The 17,598-nt window shown below is 70.2% G+C and carries 22 protein-coding genes; 11 read left to right on the forward strand and 11 right to left on the reverse strand.

Translation table 11 applies throughout. The annotated features are described in order from the left end of the window. Nucleotides 1-56 precede the first annotated feature (56 nt). A complete protein-coding gene (locus tag CcI49_RS30385; RefSeq protein ID WP_076832195.1) occupies nt 57-509 on the reverse strand; it encodes a hypothetical protein in 453 nt (150 codons plus the stop codon). Nucleotides 510-818: 309 nt separating this feature from the next. Between CcI49_RS30385 and CcI49_RS40030 the strand changes: the two genes are divergently transcribed. Next, nucleotides 819-1,196, forward strand: coding sequence for a hypothetical protein (locus CcI49_RS40030; RefSeq protein WP_083749818.1), 378 nt, complete (start codon nt 819-821; stop codon nt 1,194-1,196). Between the two features lie 164 nt (nt 1,197-1,360). Further along, entirely contained in the window at nt 1,361-2,281 is a 921-nt protein-coding gene (locus CcI49_RS30395) for a pentapeptide repeat-containing protein (RefSeq protein WP_076832199.1), read from the forward strand. A 150-nt stretch (nt 2,282-2,431) separates the two neighbouring features. Here the strand turns inward: CcI49_RS30395 and CcI49_RS30400 are convergent, their stop codons facing one another. From CcI49_RS30400 to CcI49_RS30415, 4 genes are all read right to left on the reverse strand, one after another. Continuing rightward, nucleotides 2,432-2,806, reverse strand: coding sequence for a hypothetical protein (locus CcI49_RS30400; RefSeq protein ID WP_131831246.1), 375 nt, complete (start codon nt 2,804-2,806; stop codon nt 2,432-2,434). A gap of 74 nt (nt 2,807-2,880) precedes the next feature. Further along, entirely contained in the window at nt 2,881-3,291 is a 411-nt protein-coding gene (locus CcI49_RS30405) for a hypothetical protein (protein ID WP_076832207.1), read from the reverse strand. Between the two features lie 43 nt (nt 3,292-3,334). Beyond that, a complete protein-coding gene (locus CcI49_RS30410; protein WP_076832210.1) occupies nt 3,335-3,913 on the reverse strand; it encodes a GNAT family N-acetyltransferase in 579 nt (192 codons plus the stop codon). Continuing rightward, on the reverse strand, nt 3,910-5,217 hold the full coding sequence (locus CcI49_RS30415; RefSeq protein WP_076832213.1) for a helix-turn-helix transcriptional regulator: 1,308 nt from the start codon (nt 5,215-5,217) through the stop codon (nt 3,910-3,912). Before CcI49_RS30415 ends, CcI49_RS30410 begins: the two co-directional genes overlap by 4 nt. 578 nt (nt 5,218-5,795) lie before the next feature. Between CcI49_RS30415 and CcI49_RS30420 the strand changes: the two genes are divergently transcribed. Beyond that, nucleotides 5,796-6,416 carry a hypothetical protein gene (locus CcI49_RS30420; RefSeq protein WP_076832217.1) on the forward strand — a complete coding sequence of 207 codons (621 nt, stop codon included), beginning with the start codon at nt 5,796-5,798 and terminating at the stop codon, nt 6,414-6,416. On the opposite strand, the gene CcI49_RS30425 is transcribed toward CcI49_RS30420, so the two are convergent. After that, on the reverse strand, nt 6,413-6,859 hold the full coding sequence (locus tag CcI49_RS30425) for a hypothetical protein (protein WP_241840328.1): 447 nt from the start codon (nt 6,857-6,859) through the stop codon (nt 6,413-6,415). The genes CcI49_RS30420 and CcI49_RS30425 overlap by 4 nt on opposite strands. Nucleotides 6,860-6,983: 124 nt before the next feature. On the opposite strand from CcI49_RS30425, the gene CcI49_RS30430 reads away from it, so the two are divergent. The 4 genes from CcI49_RS30430 (at nt 6,984) to CcI49_RS41745 (ending at nt 9,866) form a co-directional block, all read left to right on the forward strand. Further along, nucleotides 6,984-7,547 (forward strand): hypothetical protein, encoded by a 564-nt coding sequence (locus CcI49_RS30430; protein WP_241840329.1) that lies wholly within the window; start codon nt 6,984-6,986, stop codon nt 7,545-7,547. Between the two features lie 11 nt (nt 7,548-7,558). Further along, nucleotides 7,559-8,443 (forward strand): radical SAM protein, encoded by an 885-nt coding sequence (locus CcI49_RS30435; RefSeq protein ID WP_241840330.1) that lies wholly within the window; start codon nt 7,559-7,561, stop codon nt 8,441-8,443. Continuing rightward, on the forward strand, nt 8,434-9,582 hold the full coding sequence (locus CcI49_RS30440; RefSeq protein WP_076832234.1) for a methyltransferase domain-containing protein: 1,149 nt from the start codon (nt 8,434-8,436) through the stop codon (nt 9,580-9,582). Before CcI49_RS30435 ends, CcI49_RS30440 begins: the two co-directional genes overlap by 10 nt. Nucleotides 9,583-9,662: 80 nt before the next feature. Further along, entirely contained in the window at nt 9,663-9,866 is a 204-nt protein-coding gene (locus tag CcI49_RS41745) for a hypothetical protein (RefSeq protein ID WP_131831247.1), read from the forward strand. Between the two features lie 95 nt (nt 9,867-9,961). Here the strand turns inward: CcI49_RS41745 and CcI49_RS43710 are convergent, their stop codons facing one another. The 3 genes from CcI49_RS43710 to CcI49_RS30455 all read right to left on the reverse strand — a co-directional run bounded on the left by CcI49_RS43710 (nt 9,962) and on the right by CcI49_RS30455 (nt 12,383). Then, entirely contained in the window at nt 9,962-10,315 is a 354-nt protein-coding gene (locus CcI49_RS43710; protein WP_241840331.1) for a hypothetical protein, read from the reverse strand. A 283-nt stretch (nt 10,316-10,598) separates the two neighbouring features. Beyond that, nucleotides 10,599-10,889 (reverse strand): hypothetical protein, encoded by a 291-nt coding sequence (locus CcI49_RS30450; RefSeq protein WP_076832240.1) that lies wholly within the window; start codon nt 10,887-10,889, stop codon nt 10,599-10,601. Between the two features lie 48 nt (nt 10,890-10,937). Further along, the gene (locus tag CcI49_RS30455) at nt 10,938-12,383 is read right to left on the reverse strand and encodes a recombinase family protein (RefSeq protein ID WP_241840332.1); all 1,446 of its coding nucleotides are present in this window, start codon (nt 12,381-12,383) and stop codon (nt 10,938-10,940) included. Nucleotides 12,384-12,413: 30 nt separating this feature from the next. On the opposite strand from CcI49_RS30455, the gene CcI49_RS30460 reads away from it, so the two are divergent. From CcI49_RS30460 to CcI49_RS30470, 3 genes are all read left to right on the forward strand, one after another. Continuing rightward, the gene (locus tag CcI49_RS30460; protein ID WP_241840333.1) at nt 12,414-14,627 is read left to right on the forward strand and encodes an FtsK/SpoIIIE domain-containing protein; all 2,214 of its coding nucleotides are present in this window, start codon (nt 12,414-12,416) and stop codon (nt 14,625-14,627) included. A 154-nt stretch (nt 14,628-14,781) separates the two neighbouring features. Then, a complete protein-coding gene (locus tag CcI49_RS30465; protein ID WP_006538791.1) occupies nt 14,782-15,051 on the forward strand; it encodes a hypothetical protein in 270 nt (89 codons plus the stop codon). Nucleotides 15,052-15,126: 75 nt separating this feature from the next. After that, the gene (locus CcI49_RS30470) at nt 15,127-15,414 is read left to right on the forward strand and encodes a hypothetical protein (protein WP_054568054.1); all 288 of its coding nucleotides are present in this window, start codon (nt 15,127-15,129) and stop codon (nt 15,412-15,414) included. A gap of 100 nt (nt 15,415-15,514) precedes the next feature. Here the strand turns inward: CcI49_RS30470 and CcI49_RS30475 are convergent, their stop codons facing one another. Beyond that, nucleotides 15,515-16,321, reverse strand: coding sequence for a hypothetical protein (locus CcI49_RS30475; protein WP_235498075.1), 807 nt, complete (start codon nt 16,319-16,321; stop codon nt 15,515-15,517). Between the two features lie 62 nt (nt 16,322-16,383). Between CcI49_RS30475 and rpsD the strand changes: the two genes are divergently transcribed. Then, nucleotides 16,384-16,989 (forward strand): 30S ribosomal protein S4, encoded by a 606-nt coding sequence (rpsD, locus tag CcI49_RS30480; RefSeq protein WP_076832243.1) that lies wholly within the window; start codon nt 16,384-16,386, stop codon nt 16,987-16,989. Nucleotides 16,990-17,004: 15 nt separating this feature from the next. Here the strand turns inward: rpsD and CcI49_RS30485 are convergent, their stop codons facing one another. Further along, the gene (locus tag CcI49_RS30485) at nt 17,005-17,559 is read right to left on the reverse strand and encodes a hypothetical protein (RefSeq protein ID WP_235498076.1); all 555 of its coding nucleotides are present in this window, start codon (nt 17,557-17,559) and stop codon (nt 17,005-17,007) included. Nucleotides 17,560-17,598: the final 39 nt, after the last annotated feature.

The following is a 17,598-nucleotide window of genomic DNA, read 5'->3' on the forward strand; positions in this document are numbered from 1 at the left end:
CCGCCGACCTCGAGGTCGTCTACCAGCAGAAACATATTCTGATCAAGTCCGAGCACTCAAACGCATGAGCCTCCGGACATGCCGGGGCGATTCACCTCGACCTCTCGCATGGCAACGAACGATGYCGTCTCGAAGTCGCCTCGAAGGAACTGCGGCCGGACGCGGGCCTGTAGCTCGGGTAGGAGGTCGACGTCCAAGCGGTGGATCGCACGGAGCATCGGCAGGCCGTCAGTAAGGATCTGATCGCCAAGCCGGGTCACGAAGATCGCATGCGGGCTCTGCATCTGATCTGGATTCCAGGCAATAAGGCCATGGGAGCGGAGCCACTCCCCGGCCTCGCCTAGCGCTCGCAGCGCTGGCCCACGGACCCCTCGGTTCCGGAACTTGATCAACCAGTTTTGCAGGCTCCACTCGCCGGTCGACTTGAGGTTCTGGAGAACGCGGAAGGCGAGTTCGTCCACGGAAAGATCGACAACCTCTTGCTCGGAGAGCTCCCACTCGGTGGCCACAGACAGATTCTGACTGCCGCCACTCGCAGCTCTCGGGCCGCAGGCCGGGTCTCAACCTCCCGGGGCGCAACGAAGTACGTCTGAGCGGCCACGATCTTCGGCTTGCCGGGGTCGCCGCTCATCGTGACCAGGTCGGCTCGAAGCGGGAAGGACGTAGGCACCCACTACAAGCAGGGCTGCGCCTTCACCGGCACTGCCTCAACAGGTAGCCAATTGCCATGCCTCACAGAGGTGAACGTCTGTTCGATCTCTACTGTCGGCTCCTCAACCATCACCCGGGGGGAACCGATGCGTAGAACGATCTTTGCCGTGCCCGCGTTCGCACTGGCAGCCCTTGCCGCCGGTTGCAGCAGCTCCGACGACACCAGCAGCACGTCGCCCGCCGGAGCGGCTGCCGGCGGAGCGGCCCAGCAGGCCGCCGCCGGCCCGCCGTCCGCCGTCGACCTGATGACCCGCGCCGGCTGCCAGGGCGGGATCATCGAGCCGCAGCTCTACTCCCGCGAGGTCGGCCGCTGCACCCTCAACGGCGCCGAACTCGACGTCGCCACCTTCGACTCCAACGAGCTGCGGGACCAGTGGGCCCAGTTCGCACGCGACCTGGGCACCACGGTGCAGTTGGCCGACCGGTGGGCCGTGTCCGGGATGGGCGCCGCTGGGCCGGAAGCATTCGCCGCCGCAGCAGGCTGAGGGTCACCGGGCCGAGCTGAGGATGTTCGCGGCCGTCTCCCGGTAGTCACCGCCGCCCGGAGTACCTCGCCTTCGCCGCCAGGCACCCCGGTCTCCACCGATCCTTCGTGCCTACCCAACGGCAGCGCGGCGAGCCGCCAGCCCGATGGCGTACAACCTCCCCCATGGCGGACAACGGGGGAACGCGCCGGCGGACCGGTCGTCGCTGGGTGCTGTGGATCGTGGCTGGGATCGCCGCGGCTGGCGCGGTGGTGGCGGTGCTGGGGATCTGGCATCTGCCCGCGCGGATGTACCCGCACGCCGGTGATGCCGAGGCGCGGGCGGCGTTGCAGGGTGGGCTGCTGACCGCGGCCGCGGCGCTGATGGCGGTGGCCGGTGGTCTGATTGCGCTGGACGAGACCCGACAGGCGAACGCGAACACCCACGTGCGGGAGCTGTACGCCACCGCGATCAGCCAGCTCGGCGCGGACAGCCTCGACATCCGCCTGGGCGGGATCTACGCCCTGGAACGCATCGCCCACGACAGCACCGCCGACCAGCGCACCGTCGTGGAGGTCCTGTCCGCGTTCGTCCGCGAACACACTGGTACCGGCGACCCCCCACCACCCCGGCCCACCACCGATGTACAGGCCGCTCTCACCGTCCTGGGCCGTCTCCCACACCGCCGCGGCATCCCCCGCGCCGATCTCACTGGCGCCCACCTCGTCGGCGCCAACCTGATCGGGGCGAACCTCACCAGCGCCCAGCTGGGCGGGGTGAACCTCGCCCGCGCCGACCTGATTTCGGCGAATCTCAGCGGCGCCCGGCTGACCATGGCGAATCTCACCGGCGCTTTGCTGCACGGGGCGAACCTCACTGGCGCTGGGCTGTTCGCGGTGAACCTCACCGACGCCCGGCTGCCTATGGCAGATCTGACCCGCGCCGAGCTGGTCGCGGCGAATCTCACCGGCGCGTGGGAGCTGACGGCGCAGCAGGTGGCGGAGACCCGCGGGGACGCACGGACGCGGCTGCCCGACGGGGTGGAGCGGCCGGCGTCCTGGCCGCCGTACGACCCCGTTCCGGGCCCGTCGGCGGGCGGTTCCTGACCGTTCCAAGACTCAAGGCGGTTTACCTGTTTTCACTGGTCCGCCCGAGCCGGAAGGGAGGCCATCGGGCGGCAGCGGTACGGAGAGAGCAACGGGACCCGGAGGCCCCGCCCCTCGCCTGACGGGGTGGGGCCTCCGTACGCTCGGCGGTCAGGCTTTGTCTGGGCAGATGTGCTTAACGGCCAGGTCCACGATGGCGTAGTCGCGTTCCTCCACATACGGAAACACGGCGTTCCTGGTGAGTAGCGGCAGCATCTGCGCTCGCGCCGCCACACGGTCCGGCATGGCCTTGCAGACCGTGATCCCGGCCTGCGCAACGTTCCACGCGATGCCCTTGCCCTTCAGATCAGGGTAGGTCGCCCACAGTTCGTCGACGAATGCCTTGGTGCCCGCCACGCCTGCAATGTCATCCGCAGCAGCCTCTCGCGTGGGGGCGGCGGTAGACGTCGATTCCTCGGAACCTCCGCATCCCGACAGCGCCGCTGCCGTAGCGGCAATCGCCAGTATGGACATGCGTGTCTTCATGGTGGGGTCCCCCTTGTCGGACTTCGCACGCGCATGGTGGTTGACCTGCGCGGATCGTGCCTACTCCGTGCTGGTCAGAGGCCGAGCGAGAGCTCGAACGTCCACTCATCGGCGTCGAGCTCAGCAACACTCTTGGTGATCTTTCCGCGTCGGCTGATCTCGACCGAGTAGAAGCCGCTCTCGACCTCGATGGGCAGGAAGGTGAACGGGAACGTGCAGTGCGCGCTTCCGCCGTGTGTGCCGTTGCCGATGCGGGTCGTACTGACGATGGTTCCCTCAGCATCGGTGAGGGTCGCTTGCGCACCCCGGTGGATATCGCTGTAGCCGCCGCTTCCGTCGCAGCTTCTGACGCCGACGAGATTGGTGGTGGCTGGGAAGGTGAACGTGCCGTGGATGGCGCGCGTTTCGACCTCGTCAGCTCCACCGCAGCCTGCGGCGATGGCCGCGATAGCCGCGAGCGCGCATACGGCGCCACGTATCCCCATGTGTCCCCCCGAGTGAAGGGGACAGAATAGCGACCGTGCCCAGTCAGCCTGTGTCGGCGGGGTTGCTGGCCTTCCGGCGGGCAGCCCAGTCGTCGCGGTTGATCGCGTAGATGGAGTAGTCGGCTCCTTGGAGCGTCTGCGTGCGGTCGTACTTCAGGCCGAGCTTGCCCGCGACGTGGATCGAGCCGATGTTGTCTGCCGTCATGATCGAGATGATGTGATCGCGGTCGACGGCGTCAAAGGCGAACTCCAGTGCGGCGGCTCCTGCCTCGGTGGCCAGTCCTTCGCCCCACCGTTCCCGGCGGATCGTCCAGGCGACCTCACAGCCTGGCCAGCCGAGCGCCTCGTACAGCCCGGCGCGGCCGAGAAGCTCCCCGCTTCCCCGGTCCTCGACCGCCCACATGCCGTACCCGCGCAGCGCCCAGTGCCCGATCTGAAAGGCGGTCTGCGACCACGCCCCCGCCTCGGTGCTTGGCTGGGGCGTGTGGTCGGCCATCCCCTCGCCGGACACGATCTCGAAGTAGGCGGAGACATCGTCGGGGTGCCATCCGCGCAGCACCAGCCGCGGTGTGAGTACCGTCGGGACGCCCTGGGCGTTTGGCTGGCCGAGGGTGAGGGTCATCCGCTGCTGCTCCCTGCTGGTAGTGCCCGCCGGTGGTCTTGGAGCCGGTCGCCGAGTTCGACGACGGCGCGTTGCCCCTCCCAGCGTGCTCCCAGCTCCTGCCAGATCTGCCCGGTTCGCTGGATCACGGTGCGGGTCGGGCGTCCTTCGAGCACCGCCAGCGCGGCCGTGGCGGCATCCGCGGCCTGTTCCGGGTCTGGGTGGCGTCGGCGCAGGTGGGCCTGAGCGAGCGCGTTGTAGGTGCCGCCGATGTCCTCGTAGCCTCCGCCGGTGGTCTGCAGGATCGCCAGTGCCCGGCGGGCGTGCGGCTCAGCTTGCTCGCCGTCTCCGAGCCGCCCGGACACCACCGCGACGAAGGTGTGCATGAGTTCTTCGCCGAACGGTTCGGTGCCGACCATTGGCTCGCCCACCCAGACCGCTTCCTGCATGTCGCGCAGGGCTTGGCGGGCCTGGTCATGCTGGCCGGCGGCAGCGCGGGCACGGGCCTCGTACGCGGCGAGCCTGGCCCGCAGATAGGGGTGGGCGCCGACCCGGGCCTGGGCTGCGATCTCGGCCGCGGAGGTGTGCCGGCCGGTGTAGTAGGCGATCGAGGTTTGCAGGGTGGCGACCGAGCCGGTCAGCAGCGGGTCGTTGGCGTCACGGGCGTAGAGCTCGGCGAGGGACGCGAAGCGGCGGGCTGCCGCGTCGTCGCCCAGGTTGAATGCGAGCCGGCCGCCGTAGAACGCGAACTGGCCAGCAACGAGGGTGAGCCGGGCCCGGACGCGGCTGGAGAGCCGGCTGTCCAACTGCCGTTCGGTGTCCTGCCATCCGCTGATGATCAGCGGGGCGAGGGTGGTGTGCGGGGTCATGGTGTAGACCGCGCCGATCTGGTCCAGCCGCTCGTCGAGCTCGTCGAGYGTCAGGGGGTCAGGGTCGCCTCCGGCGATGCGCCGCGAGACCTCGCCCGCAAGTCCTGCGGCGACGGTCAGAACACCGAGCTCGACTACTTCGCGCCGGTCCGTGGTGTCTCCTTCCCGTGCCCGCGGGATGCCGGGCAACTCCTCGTCCAGGCTGCGTGCCAGATCTTCGAGTTTCGCGTCCTTCCACATGCTGATCAGCTCGCCGCGGGTACTCAACACCCGTTCCAGGCTTCTGATCAGGTTCGCTGACGGTATCTGCTTGCCTGCGATCGCCTCGCTGATCTGAGGCCGCTTGTAGCCGGTCGCGTCGGCGAGGGTCTGGCGGCTGTGGCCGCGACGCTCCATGAGCTCGCCGAGATGGCGTGCCAGGCGGCCACGGGCGTCTATGTCCTCGTCAGAGTGCATCGAGAATCCCCACCCTCGGCGCCGTAACCGCCCGGCTTACGGCCGTAACAGAAGTTGCGGGCTGTCGTGCTCCTACTGCGGAGTGTGTCATGAGACGTGCGCGGCGGGAAACACGCCGGCCACTTCCCCGGACCTGCAAAGGAGCGCACGTGACGACAGCAGATGCGCCTGGCGGGTCCGCCGGCCGGAGGTCCGCCGCGGGCCGCTCGCCCCACCGGAACGCCCAGCTACGCGCACAGCTGGGGGCGGGCGAGGCGGCCAGGGTGGGGAGGGAGCCGGTCATTTCGCGCGTTGACAGTGCTCCCTCCCCGCCTCTCCCCGTGCGGGTGCCGCACACGCATTGGCCTGGTCGCAGCACCAGGGGGACGTCGGCGCCGTCACAGCCGACGATCCCCCGCCCACGCCGGCAGAACTGACGCCGCGCCGCCGGCTGGCGGCCCTCAAGCGTCACCCCGCCCTTGTTCCGCATGACCAGCCCTGGGCGGGGTGGCTTTCTGACTTCCGTCCTGCCCGTCCTGGGCTGACGCATGTCCATCGGGCGCCAGCCCACACCCCTACGAGCGAGCCAGGAGGCTCCCATGAACCACGGCTCCGCCACCGCCGTCGCCACCCGGGAGGACGAGCAGGAGGCCCTGCCCGACCCGTTCGCCGTCGCGCGCCGCGCGGTCGAGATCTTCGACGCGATCCGGGCCCACCGCGAGTACGACCGGCTCCGCACCAGCACGCTGAAGTACCCCGACTGCTGGGCCACCTTCACTGGCTACCCGATCATCGCCGAGTGGGACCTTGACCAGGACGGCCCGCACCTGTTCGACGAGGCGTTGAAGGTCATGGCCATGAAGGCCGCGGTGTACGAGGAGACCGGCGACGAGCGCCTGGCCGAGCTCGACATTTCCGCCCCCGTCGACGAGATGGTGCACGCGCTCACCGCACAGTTCACGGTCCTGTCCCGGATGCAGGCCGGGCTGGGCCTCGTCTTCATCCACTCCACGGACAACGAACGCTTCCAGTACGACGAGGACGGCTACACCGACCAGATCTACGCCGCGGCGAACTGGGGTGTGATGCCTCGCCGGTACTGGATCGGCCAGGCCGAGACCGAGCGCCGGCTGAGCGTTCTCCTCGAGCACTACGAATCCATCGGCATCGAGAACGGCGGCCGGTCCCACAACTTCACGTTCAGCTACACCGCCGGCTAGCCGGCCGCGGCCAGCGCAGCCCGCAGCGCGTCCACCACCACCGCCGGCGGGAACCTGCTCGCCGCGGCCTGCTCGGCTGCGGCGAGCACCTGATCGACCTGCCCCGGGCCGGCGTGGCGAACCACCGCCGTCATCCACCCGGCGAGCTCCTCCGCCACGTCCGGAAGCGGACCCGGGGCAGGTCCCACCGGCGCGTCCACCGGCCACGGCTCACCACCGGAGGCGTACCGCCCTGGCGGGAAACCGATCTTCTCCGGGTGGACGCACACCGGCACCCCGGTCTCCAGATCGCAGCGGTAGCCGCGGCTGGTGTCGTACCGGCTGGCCGGCCCCGGCCCAGCTGCGATGTCGAACCTGCCTGGGTCGTGAACCTGCCCGGGACATACCGCGCACAGATCATCCTCATCCCAGGGCGGATCCATGTCGTTGCCATCGGCCGTCACCGGCCCATCATCACCAGCTGACACTGTGGAGCCGGCGCCGGCTCGGCGATCCGTTCTCGCGCCGCCTCGGGCGCCGGTGGTCGACGCCGCCCTGGACATCGCGCGGCGATGGTGCGCAGGCCACGTGATCGACGGAGCGCCTGCGCTCGCCCACGCGGTCCAGGTCGCGCTCACCCTCGGCCAGCATGTTCCCGACGCCGCGCCGGAGCTGATCGCCGCGGTCCTGCTGCACGACGTACCTGACTACATCGACCCGGAGAAGGTCGGAACCGAGATCGTGGATCGATGCGGCAGCGAAACCCTCGTCGCGCTCTGGTTGATCCACGGCGAACACATGGCGATGCAGCTGCACCGTGAGAACGCTGACGAGGCCGCTCGCCGGCTGGCCCAGCTCCGCCCGGACATCGCGGCTGCTCTGGCCGCGGACAAGGTGGTCAGCATCAGCTACGTGCTCCGTGGCGCCAGCCAGGCCGCGAACCTCCGCGCCTACTGGGCGGACCGCCGCGCGTTCCTCCTGAGCGTCCCGTACTTCCGTGCGTTCCTGGCGGCCACCGCCGAGCGGCTCCCCGAGGGCCTGGCCGACGAACTCGGAGGGCTGGTCCGTGAGGCACGTCGCGCGGTTGTTCTTGCCGCCCGGGAACCGGCGCATCGACCACATCCGGTGCACCCTGCCTTCACCCAGCCCTGAAAGGACTGATCGTGGTGTCGACCGCAACCGCCGCTCCCGCAGAGGCCGCCCAGGTTCCGCGAACCCTCGCCCTGGAGGTCACTGGCAGGTGTCAGCTCGAATGTTCCCCGTGCTACGCGGGGTCGGGGCCCAAGGGCGACCACGGCACCATGACGGTCCTTGACTGGTGCTCGCTGATCGACGTCGCGGCGAGGGCCGGGATTCCTCGGGTGCGGTTCATCGGCGGGGAACCGACCCTCTTCCCAGGGCTGGCCGACCTGGTGCGGTACGCGCTCGACGCTGGTCTCAAGGCCGAGGTGTTCACGAACCTCGTGCGTGTCACCGCCGGCCTGTGGGATGTGTTCGGTCTGCCCGGGGTCCGGGTCGCGACCAGCTATTACAGCCCCGATCCGGCCTGGCACGACCGGGTCACCGGCCGGCCGGGGAGCCACGCCCACACCCGCGCGAACATCATCACGGCGCTGGAGCGAGGGATACTCCTGCGCGTGGGGCTGATCAACACTGGGACTCAGGCCGACGTCGACGCCGCGCACGCCGAACTCCTCGCGCTGGGCGTGAAGACCATCAGCCGCGACGACGTCCGGCCTCTGGGCCGAGCCGCGCACGGGGCCGAACCGAACCCCGCGGCGCTGTGCGGAGGGTGCGGCATCTCCCAGGCGACGGTCCTCCCGAACGGGGAGCTCGTGGCGTGCGGGATGGGCCGCTGGCTGTCCGGCGGCAACGTGCGGGACACCCCGCTGAACGAGCTGTTCGCAGGCGAGCGGTGGCGGGAAGCGCTGGCTTCCATCCCGCGCCCCATCGACGCGGAGAAGAAGTGCATCCCGAAGCTGGACGGGGAGGACTGCGCACCAGCGGAAGAGGCCGCGTGCGGCCCGGACTACCCGACATGGTCGTGAGCGCATCCGAGAAATGGCGTGCCCACGCCCGCGCCCTGGCCGGCCAGGTCACCCATCCCGGGTCACGCTGGTACCAGCAGGTGGCCGAGGTTCCGCGGCATCTGTTCGTGCCGGCCTGGTGGGACGACGACGGCGGTGACGGATGGGAGCTGCGCCGCGGTGACCTCGCGGGGGCGTACGCGAACCAGTCGCTGGTCACCCGGATCGGCCCCCTGCACGCCGACCATGCCGACGCAGACGACGAGCCCCAGGGGCTGCCGACATCGTCATCAACCCTCCCGTCCCTGGTCCTGACGATGTACCGGTACGCCCATCTGGCTCGGGGCCTGGACATCTGCGACGTCGGCACCGGGTCCGGGTACGGCGCGGCGCTCCTCGCCCGCCGCTACGGCTCCCAGTGGGTCACCAGCTTGGACGTGGACCCGTATCTGGTGGCCGCGGCCCGCCACCGCCTCGGCCAGCTCGACCTGTCGCCCGCCGTCACGACGGTGGACGCCACGGGGCCGCTACCCGGCCAGTACGACCGGATCGTGTCCATGATGTCCGTCCCCAGCATCCCGCCGAGCTGGCTGGCCGCGCTGCGCCCCGGCGGCCAGCTCGTCACGACGATCCGCGGCACCTGGATGATCCTCACCGCCACCAAAACGGCTGACGGGGTGTTCGGGCAGATCGAACGGGACTGGGCCGGCTTCATGTCCGCCCGCACCGGCCCGGACTACCCGGCAACCATCCCCGTCACCTGGAGTGTTCTCGCCGAGCAGGACGGCGAGAAGGTCACCCTCGGCCGGTATCCGGTCCTCGACATCGCGAACGCCTGGGAGCTCTCCACCATGCTCCACCTCGCCGCCCCGGACATCGAGCACCGCTACTGGCACGAGGACGACGGCCGGCACACCGCGCTGATGGCCCACCCTGACGGGTCGTGGGCGAGGGCAACCGCTGTCGGTGTCGAGCCCCCTACCGTGCATCAGGGAGGACTCCGCCGACTGTGGGACATCCTCGACGGTGTGCGGGACGACTGGCTCAGTCACGGCATGGCCCCGTTTCTCGGCGCCCGGATCATGGTCCGTGAGGACGGAGCGATCGCACTGCGCCGCGGAACCTGGAGTGCGGTCATCCCCGCAGCCCCAGGCCCGTAGTGGTCCGATCGCCGGGCTGCGCCGCGCCAGCCTCCGCCGACCGCTACCGTCCCGGCATCCATGCACGTGCGGGAGGCTTCATGACAGTTGACGCGCTGTACGTCCTCGGCTGCCCCATCTGCCGGCGGGAACGAGGGCAAGCCAGCCGTCGGGCAGGCCTCGGCATACGGGGCCTGCCACCGCTGACCGTGCGCACCGGGCCCCCACCGGAGCCCGGCCGCTGCCCCCACGGCAAGGTCCACAAGCGGGTGGACAGCCCGGCCAGACCGGACGACGCGGGGTAGGCCCTCGTCCCTGGTCGCCCGGTCTGGCTTCGTCAATCACTGGCATAGCCGCAGGCGCAACGAGGCCCGGGTAGCCTCTCCGGGCTATGGGAGATTCACCCGCCGCCCCACGTGTGATCGGCTACGTCCGCACCAACCGGCACGGCGAGGACACCGCTGCCCGCCTCGCCGCGCAGCGCGCCACTCTGGAAGCCGACTGCTCCCGGCGAGGCTGGGCTCTCGTCGAGGTGTTCAGCGACGTGGCTTCCGGGYGGGGCCTCGACCGTCCAGGGATGGGTCGTGCGCTCGCCATGCTCGACGGCCAGGCCGGCGAGATCTTCACGGCCGTCTCCCTGGACCGGGTCAGCAGGGCCGCAGGTGACATCGCAGCGCTGCTCCAGCGGGCAGCGGAAGGCGGCTGGAACCTTGCCACGGTGGACGGCACGGCCAACCCCGCATCGGAGGGGCAACTGGACACGCTTCTCGCTGCTGGAGCGTGGTCGACTTCGAGGCCTGGACGGTTCGGCGCTGCTGCTACCGCTGGAGATCGAACCGGTCGAACACGGGGGCTGCGGCCAGCTTCCACCGGTTCGCCTTCAGCCGGCTGCTGACGGCGTCGGCGCTCCTCGCCGGCCCCAAATGCCCTTGTGGGCGCGACCGACGGCGGAGACCCTGGCGACCTTGCACAGCCCGGCGTGGCTGCCAGTGCGGCGGTTGCGAGTAGCTGACCGGGCGAGGACGCGGGCAAGCGGGTCAGCCGCCGCGGATCACCCGCTGCATCTCCCGCATGACGGCGTCGGCTTCCTGGTCGTCGGTGGTGGTGTCGGGCTGGCGCCAGCCGTCGATGACCGTGACCTTGGCGGTGGCATACCAACTGTGATGGTCGCCAGCGCGGCGCGCCTGGTCTAGGCGGAGCGCGAGGTCGTCGTCCGCGTCTTGGGGAGTGGTGTGTAGGTCGTCGAGGATCTCGGGTGGTTGGCCAGGTTGGCAGTGGAGGGTCACGTACATCTCAGTCGGCGGGGCCGGCTCCAGCAGGTCAGCCATCGGTGGGGTCCTTGTCTGTGGTGGTCGTGCTTCTCGTTCCCACAACCGCTACACCAGCCACTGTGAGTCGAACCGGTCGGGATCGAACACAGGGCCGCGGCGGGCCGCGCGGTTCACGATGATGTGGGACACGCAGGCGGTGACGATCGCCCGCCGCTGCGAGACGTTCCGCGCCTCCCACACGGGCAGCATCTCCTCGTAGTTGCCGTCCAGCCCTTCCAGGGCACGCAGCGATGGCACCGCAGCGAGCTTCCGCCGGTTCGYCTCCAGCCGGGCGGTGACCGTGTCCGCCATCTGAAGCCAGCGGGCGCGGCTGATCCGTCCTGCAGTGCGGTCCTCGTCGAGCTCGCCCAGCAGCCGTTCGTCGTTCTTCACCGAAGTCCGGATGGCCGGGTCTATCTTGGCCCGCCGGTGCAGCCGTTCGCGGAACTCCGGGCTGTCGAGGGCCAGGAGCACCGTGTCGCGGATGTGGATGTCGGTGCGGTCCATCCCCATCGTCAGCCGGCCGCACGAGGTGGAGCCGGGCGCGCCGGGGCAGTAGTAACGGCGGCCTCGACCAGTGTTGTGTCCGCTGATCCGTCCCTCGCAGATGCCGCAGCGCAGGATCCCGGATAGCAGGTAGACGCGGCCGGTCGCCCCGGTTGTCCGCCCGGTTCCTGTGCGGCCCAGGAGGGCGCGGAGCTCGTCGGAGTCGGCGGCGCTGATGATGCCCGGCCACACCGCGTCGGACACGATCTCACCGATGATGGCCGTCGACGACTTTCCGGGCCGGTGTTCGCGCCGTCCGGAGACGCGGGCCGAGCAGAGCATCTGCCGCAGGGTGAGCGGCTGCCACCAGTTCCCGGCCGAGGTCCGGACATCACGGGCCTCGAAGTCACGGCAGACGGAGGCGATCGTTTCGCCTGCGAGGACACGGTCGGCAGCTTCGCGGATCAGCTCCGCTTCCGGCTCGCGGATCGTCAGCCCGTCCCGCTCGTAGCCGAACGCGCGGTGCCCTCCCCCGGATACCAGGCCCTTCTCTGCCGCCTGCTGCTTCTGCCTGCGGAGCCGTTCCGCCTTCTGCTCGGACTCGTGGCGGGCCATGGCACCAACGATGCGGGCAGCGGCCCGGCCGGTCGCGGTGGACAGGTCGACTTCGCCTGCGGTGACGGTGGCGAGGTCGACGCCTTTCCGCTCCACCAGGTTGATGATCATTTCGAGTTCCATGGGCTGGCGGGTAAGCCGGTCCGGGTGCCAGCAGACCACGACGTCAACGTGTCCGGCTTCGATGTCGCCGATGAGCCGCTCCCAGGCGGGCCGCGGCTTGCCCGCGTAGGCGCCCAGGTCGTTGTCGGAGTACACGTCGATGACGGTCCAGCCGCGCCGCTCGCAGAGGGCCTGGCAGTCCTCGGTCTGCCGAGCGACGCCGTGGCCTTCGCCTGCCCGGTCCTGGCTGATGCGCACGTAGATGGCCGCCCGGAGCACCTGCTGCCGTGTCGCCCGGAGTGCCCGCACTGTCCCCATAGGTCCTATAGTCGCATAGTCGTGAACACGAACCTTCGGATCGCGCTGCGGGTCACTGATCCGACCGAGAGCACGGATGTGCTGGGGCTTCCGGACGCGGCGCGGCTTCCGGTGTCGGCACCGGGCCGCGCGATTCTTCGAGTCGGGCAGGACCCTCCGGTTGTCTTCCAGACCGCCCGGATCGGAGGCGCACGCCGACGCGACGATGCACCGCCCGCCTCGCCTTCGGCTTCCGCTTCGGCTTCGGCGGAGCCCCTCGTCATCGAGCTGCCCTGGCCGCCCGCCGACGAGGTGCTGGCGTCGGTCATCCGGGCCGAAAGCGAGGCGCGCTCGTCACGCCAGGTGCTACTGAACCCGCCTGCGGCGGACGAGCCGACGGACCTGCGCCTGCTGGCCGACGCTCTGCAGGAGGCAGCCCGGGTCTGCCGCCTTCCGAGCCCGCGCCGGCCCTGGCTCGCACCGCTGCCCATCCGCACGACCATCGCCGCACTGCCCCCGATCGGCGCGTCGGACGAGGGCACACCGGACGGAACCACGCCCGAGGTGGGCACGCCGAAGCGCAGTGGCCTGCGCGTGCCACTCGGGCTCGCCGACCTGTGCCGGGCGCAGGCCCAGCCCACCCTCGCGCTCGATCTCGAAGGCGGATCGCACCTGCTGGTCCTCGGCGCGCCCCGGTCCGGGCGGTCGACGGTGCTGCGGACCCTCGCCGGATCGGTCTCGCTCGCCGCGCCGCCAGCGGATGTCCACATCTACGGCCTGGACTGCGGGAACAACAGTCTGGCGCCGGTCGCGGACCTGCCCCACACCGGAGCCGTTGTCACCGTTGCCGAAACCGAGCGGGTGCACCGTCTGCTGGCTCGGCTGGCAGCGGAGGTGGCGCACCGGCAGATCCTTCTCTCCCAGGGTGGCTTCGCCGACCTGGCCGAAGCGCGGCAGGCACAGCAGGCTCGGTGCACCCACGGGGCAGCATCCTCGGCCCTGCCCTATCTCCTCCTTCTCCTCGACGGCTACGAAGGCTTTCTCGCCTCCTTCGAGAACCTGGACGGCGCGGCGGCCATCGACCGACTCCTGGCACTTGCCCGGGACGGCCCGGCGGTCGGGTTGAGAATCGTGGTCACCGCTGACCGGCGCGGACTCACTGGGCAGCTGGCGTCGACCATCGATCAGCGCCTGGTGCTGCGCATGGCGGAACGCGCCGACTACGGCCTCGCCGGGCTGGCCGGCCTGCGCGTTCCCGAAGCCCTTCCGCCCGGAAGGGGATATCTGATCGGCGGGTCCAACGGATCCACGGAGCGTGTCTGGGCCGAGTCAGACGGTCCGGTCGAAGTCCAGGTGGCCTTGCTGACCGACGATCCATCCGGCCCAGCGCAGGCTGGCATGCTGCGCCGGCTGGCGGCCGCCAGAGCAGGGCCGGCGCGCCAGCGGCCAGAACCCGGCGGTACGCCGTCGGACGCGGGTTCGCCAGGGCCGCAACCGGCCATACAGGCCGGGCCCGCCGTACAGGCCGAGCCTCGCCCGTTTCGGGTCGACGGCCTGCCTGCCCGGGTCGGTCGACGGGCCCTGCGGACCCTGAGCGGCTCCGAGACCGGTCGCGCTGTCGACGGGCGACGACTGCCGATCAGTCTGGCGGTCGGGGGTGACGAGCTGGCACCCGTCAGCATCGACCTCGTCATGGATGGACCAGGCTTCGTGATCGCCGGGCCGCCCCGATCCGGTCGCAGCACCGCGCTGCTCACCATCGCGGGTGAGCTACACACACATGGCTGCCGCACCGTTGTCGTCAGTCCTCGGCCGTCGCCGCTGCGGGACCTCGCCGGAGAAACGGCCACGCAGATCGTGGTGGACGTCTCCGGTGCCGATCAGCTGCGGTACGGGGAGGCAGCGCCGGCCGGTTCCCAGACGGTCTTTCTCGTCGACGACGTCGAATCCGTCASCGGTACTCCGCTCGGCGAGGAGCTCGCGACTCTGCTGCGTGACGACCGTGCCGACGAGAGTCGACTTGTCGCCGCCGGTACCACCGAGGATCTGGTCAACCAGTTCCGCGGCCTCGTGGTGGACGCCCGTCGTTCCCGGTGCGGTGTGCTGCTCACCCCGACCGGCCCCGCGGACGGCGATCTGTTCGGCGTACGGCTGCCTCGAGCGCTGTGCGGCCCGGGCCCACCGGGAAGAGGGCTCCTGATCCGGCGCGGCGAAATCACGCCAATCCAGGTAGTCAACCCACTACTTGAAGGATAAATGATGTCCACACCTTAAGAAAATGCCTCATATCTAGACATCGTCGGTACGGACGGTAGCATCCCCCTGTCGGCTGGTTCACCTCCCGGCTACTGACAGGCTGGATCCCGCCGCCGGTGCCTCCGACCCCTGACCCCGGACGGACGGACCACCCATGCGCACGGTTACCACTCCTGCGGCCCAGAGTGCCGCCGGTCAGATGAGCCATCAGCTCACCGATCTTCAGAGCACGACAGCCAGTCTCGTCGCCCGCGGGAACGCACTCGCGGACCCGGCGAACTGGGAGGGGCCGAAAGCCCAGCTGTTCCGCACCCAGATCTGGCCCGAGGTGCAGAACACCCTGTCAGCGCTGCAGACGAACCTGGCAGACCTCGCTCGCACCGTGACCGAGGTCAACCAACGCACCGCACTTGCCGGCAGCTGACGGCGTGCCGGGGCGGCACGCCGCCCCGGCACGGCTTCCACTGCCCCGGAAGAGACTCAGCTTCAGGAGAATGCGATGACGACTGGATCAGGTCTGACCGTCCGGGCCACCCCACAGGCGTCGGCTGCGGTCGACGAGCTCGCCGGCCTCATCAACGGCCCACTTCTGACGCACTTCAACGGGCTTCGCGCCACCGCCCGGATCCTCCTTGAACCGGAGAACTGGGACGGCCGGACCGCCGCGGAGTTCCGTACCTCGATCTGGCCCGCCTACGAACGAACCCTGACCGATCTGCACACCCAGCTGGACCGACTGCGGGTTCGGCTCGCCGAGATCCAGATCGACATCCAGGCAGCGGGCTGACCCGTTGTCAGAGCGGTGGCGGGACGGCACGGCCCAGCGTCCCGCCACCGGCCCCCACGGCACTGGCACTCAGGCCGCCGCACCCGCGGGAAGCCTCATGTCAGGCCTGTGGGCCTCGTCCCGCATCGGGTTCGCGGCCTGCGGTGTGATCGCCGTCCTGGTCGCGGGCATGAGCTAGATCACGCTCGTGCTCGTGCCGATTCAGGTGATCGTTCAGCAGGGCCACGACATCGGCGGTGTCCAGCTGGATGCACGCGGACCTCGTCCGCACCGTGGCCTCGGCGAGATCGAGCTCCAGGAGCATCCACACGCTGCCGAGATCGAGCAGGTCCGGTGTCGGGTGCCGATCGGTGAACGCCTGCGCGAGCTCCGAGACGGCCCCGCCTGGCACCGGCGCGACCCATCCGGCCAGGGCGACCGAGACCCATTCACAGCCGTCCGCTGACACCGGCCCGCAGATCTGGAACCGGCAGGCCTGGTCCTCGGTGCCCAGCAGGCGTCCGACCGAGAACGGGGCCAGCATCACGAGGCGGGTGGCCGGGACGGCCGCGAACTGCTCGAACAGGTTCGGTTCCGCCGGAACAGGGCCGGCGTGAGTGGCCCCGACCGGCGCCGGATCGGCCATGACGAGGTCGGCGGGGACGGCGTCCGTGGGTGCGGCCCCGCCAGGGCCCGGGTCGTATGCCCCCGGCCGGAGCGTGGACATCCCCGCGGAGGCGATGACCGCGAAGCGCAGGCCGTGCACCAGGCGCCCACCCCACAGGACAAGGCTGCCGTACGGCGCGACGCGGACCAGCTCGCGCGCTGCCCGCCTGGTCGCCGCGAGGACGTCCACAGGCCCCTCGCCCCACGCCCCGTGCGTTGCCCCGGGCCGATCAATCGTGCCGTCCGCCACCTGCTCCACCACCAGTCGATCCACTATGGTTAGGTTTGCCTAATTTAAGGACACCTAACCTAAAGGAGGATGCGGTGCGCCACAAGCCCGTCGCCAAGCTCAGCCGCAGCATCGGGATGCCGCTGACCGACAAGGCGGCCCGCTACTTCGAGAACCGGCCCTACCCGCCCGGCCCGCACGGCCGCGGGCGCAAGACGATGTCGCCCTACAAGGAGCGGCTGCGGGAGAAGCAGCGGCTGCGCTTCCAGTACCACATCAGCGAGAAGCAGCTCCGGCGGGCGTTCGACGAGGCTGATCGTGGGACGGGACGCACCGGCCACCTGCTCATCGAAGATCTGGAGACCCGCCTGGACGCGGTCGTCCTGCGGGCCGGCTTCGCCAAGACGATCTACCAGGCTCGCCAGTTCGTCAGCCACCGGCACATCCAGGTGAACGGAGCTCGGGTGGACCGTCCCGGTTTCCGCGTCCAACCCGGCGATGTCATCACCGTCACCACCCGCAGCCGCACCATGGCGCCATTCCGGATCGTGGCCGAGACCCAGCCGGCCGGGGCGCCGCCGCCCGCGTACCTCGATGTCGACCGCGGCGCGCTGGTGGCCGTGCTCAGCCGGCGACCAAGCCGGCCGGAGATCCCGGTGGTCTGCGACGAACAACTCGTCGTCGAGTACTACGCACGCTGACGAACCGCATCGCGGTCACGGCATCTCGTGGACGAAGGTGAACGTCGCGGTCACGGCGTCGAACAGGTCGTGCAGCGCCACCGCCAGGGCCGTGTTCGGACTGGCACAGGCGATCACCGCTATCCGGTCATACCCCGGGACCGGGACCGTCGTCCGCATCACCAGGTGGGAGATCTCCGCGCCGTCCGTCGACCGCTGCGGCTCGAGCCGCACGGTCCGGGTGGCCAGGCCGACAGCCGGCAGGTCCACGGCGCCGACGCGACGCCAGCGCCGACGCTCCCCCGCCTCGGCGTCGTCGGAGGCAGGACGTTCCTGCCGAGGGAGGTCGGGTATGTGCCGGTCGGTCGGCAGGACGCAGACCATGACACTGGCGGACAGGCCGATGCCGCGGACGTCCTCGATCATGACGGCGCAGTAGGCCGCCCCGGCGCTTTCGGCGCGGGTCGCGGCGTCATGCAGAATCCGGGCGACGGTGGGTTCCCGCCCTGCCAGCAGTGGATGGCCACGCGCCCGCTCCGTGGCCATCCGGGCGATCGCCGCCGTGCTGCGGGCGGCCTGGGTATCCAGCACGAACCAGCTGTCCGGCACGGCTATGGAGAAGCGGGGAGG

Source organism: Frankia sp. CcI49 (assembly GCF_001983215.1).
Classification (GTDB): Bacteria; Actinomycetota; Actinomycetes; order Frankiales; family Frankiaceae; genus Parafrankia; species Parafrankia irregularis.

What these genes read in the sequence shown, in the direction of transcription:
- CcI49_RS30420 (WP_076832217.1), top strand. Translation starts at nt 5,796, where the DNA reads ATGAACCACGGCTCCGCCACCGCCGTCGCCACCCGGGAGGACGAGCAG.
- CcI49_RS41745 (WP_131831247.1), top strand. Translation starts at nt 9,663, where the DNA reads ATGACAGTTGACGCGCTGTACGTCCTCGGCTGCCCCATCTGCCGGCGG.
- CcI49_RS30410 (WP_076832210.1), bottom strand. Translation starts at nt 3,913, where the DNA reads ATGACCCTCACCCTCGGCCAGCCAAACGCCCAGGGCGTCCCGACGGTA.
- CcI49_RS30465 (WP_006538791.1), top strand. Translation starts at nt 14,782, where the DNA reads ATGCGCACGGTTACCACTCCTGCGGCCCAGAGTGCCGCCGGTCAGATG.
- CcI49_RS30400 (WP_131831246.1), bottom strand. Translation starts at nt 2,806, where the DNA reads ATGAAGACACGCATGTCCATACTGGCGATTGCCGCTACGGCAGCGGCG.
- CcI49_RS30450 (WP_076832240.1), bottom strand. Translation starts at nt 10,889, where the DNA reads ATGGCTGACCTGCTGGAGCCGGCCCCGCCGACTGAGATGTACGTGACC.
- CcI49_RS30395 (WP_076832199.1), top strand. Translation starts at nt 1,361, where the DNA reads ATGGCGGACAACGGGGGAACGCGCCGGCGGACCGGTCGTCGCTGGGTG.
- CcI49_RS30440 (WP_076832234.1), top strand. Translation starts at nt 8,434, where the DNA reads ATGGTCGTGAGCGCATCCGAGAAATGGCGTGCCCACGCCCGCGCCCTG.
- CcI49_RS30470 (WP_054568054.1), top strand. Translation starts at nt 15,127, where the DNA reads ATGACGACTGGATCAGGTCTGACCGTCCGGGCCACCCCACAGGCGTCG.
- CcI49_RS30405 (WP_076832207.1), bottom strand. Translation starts at nt 3,291, where the DNA reads ATGGGGATACGTGGCGCCGTATGCGCGCTCGCGGCTATCGCGGCCATC.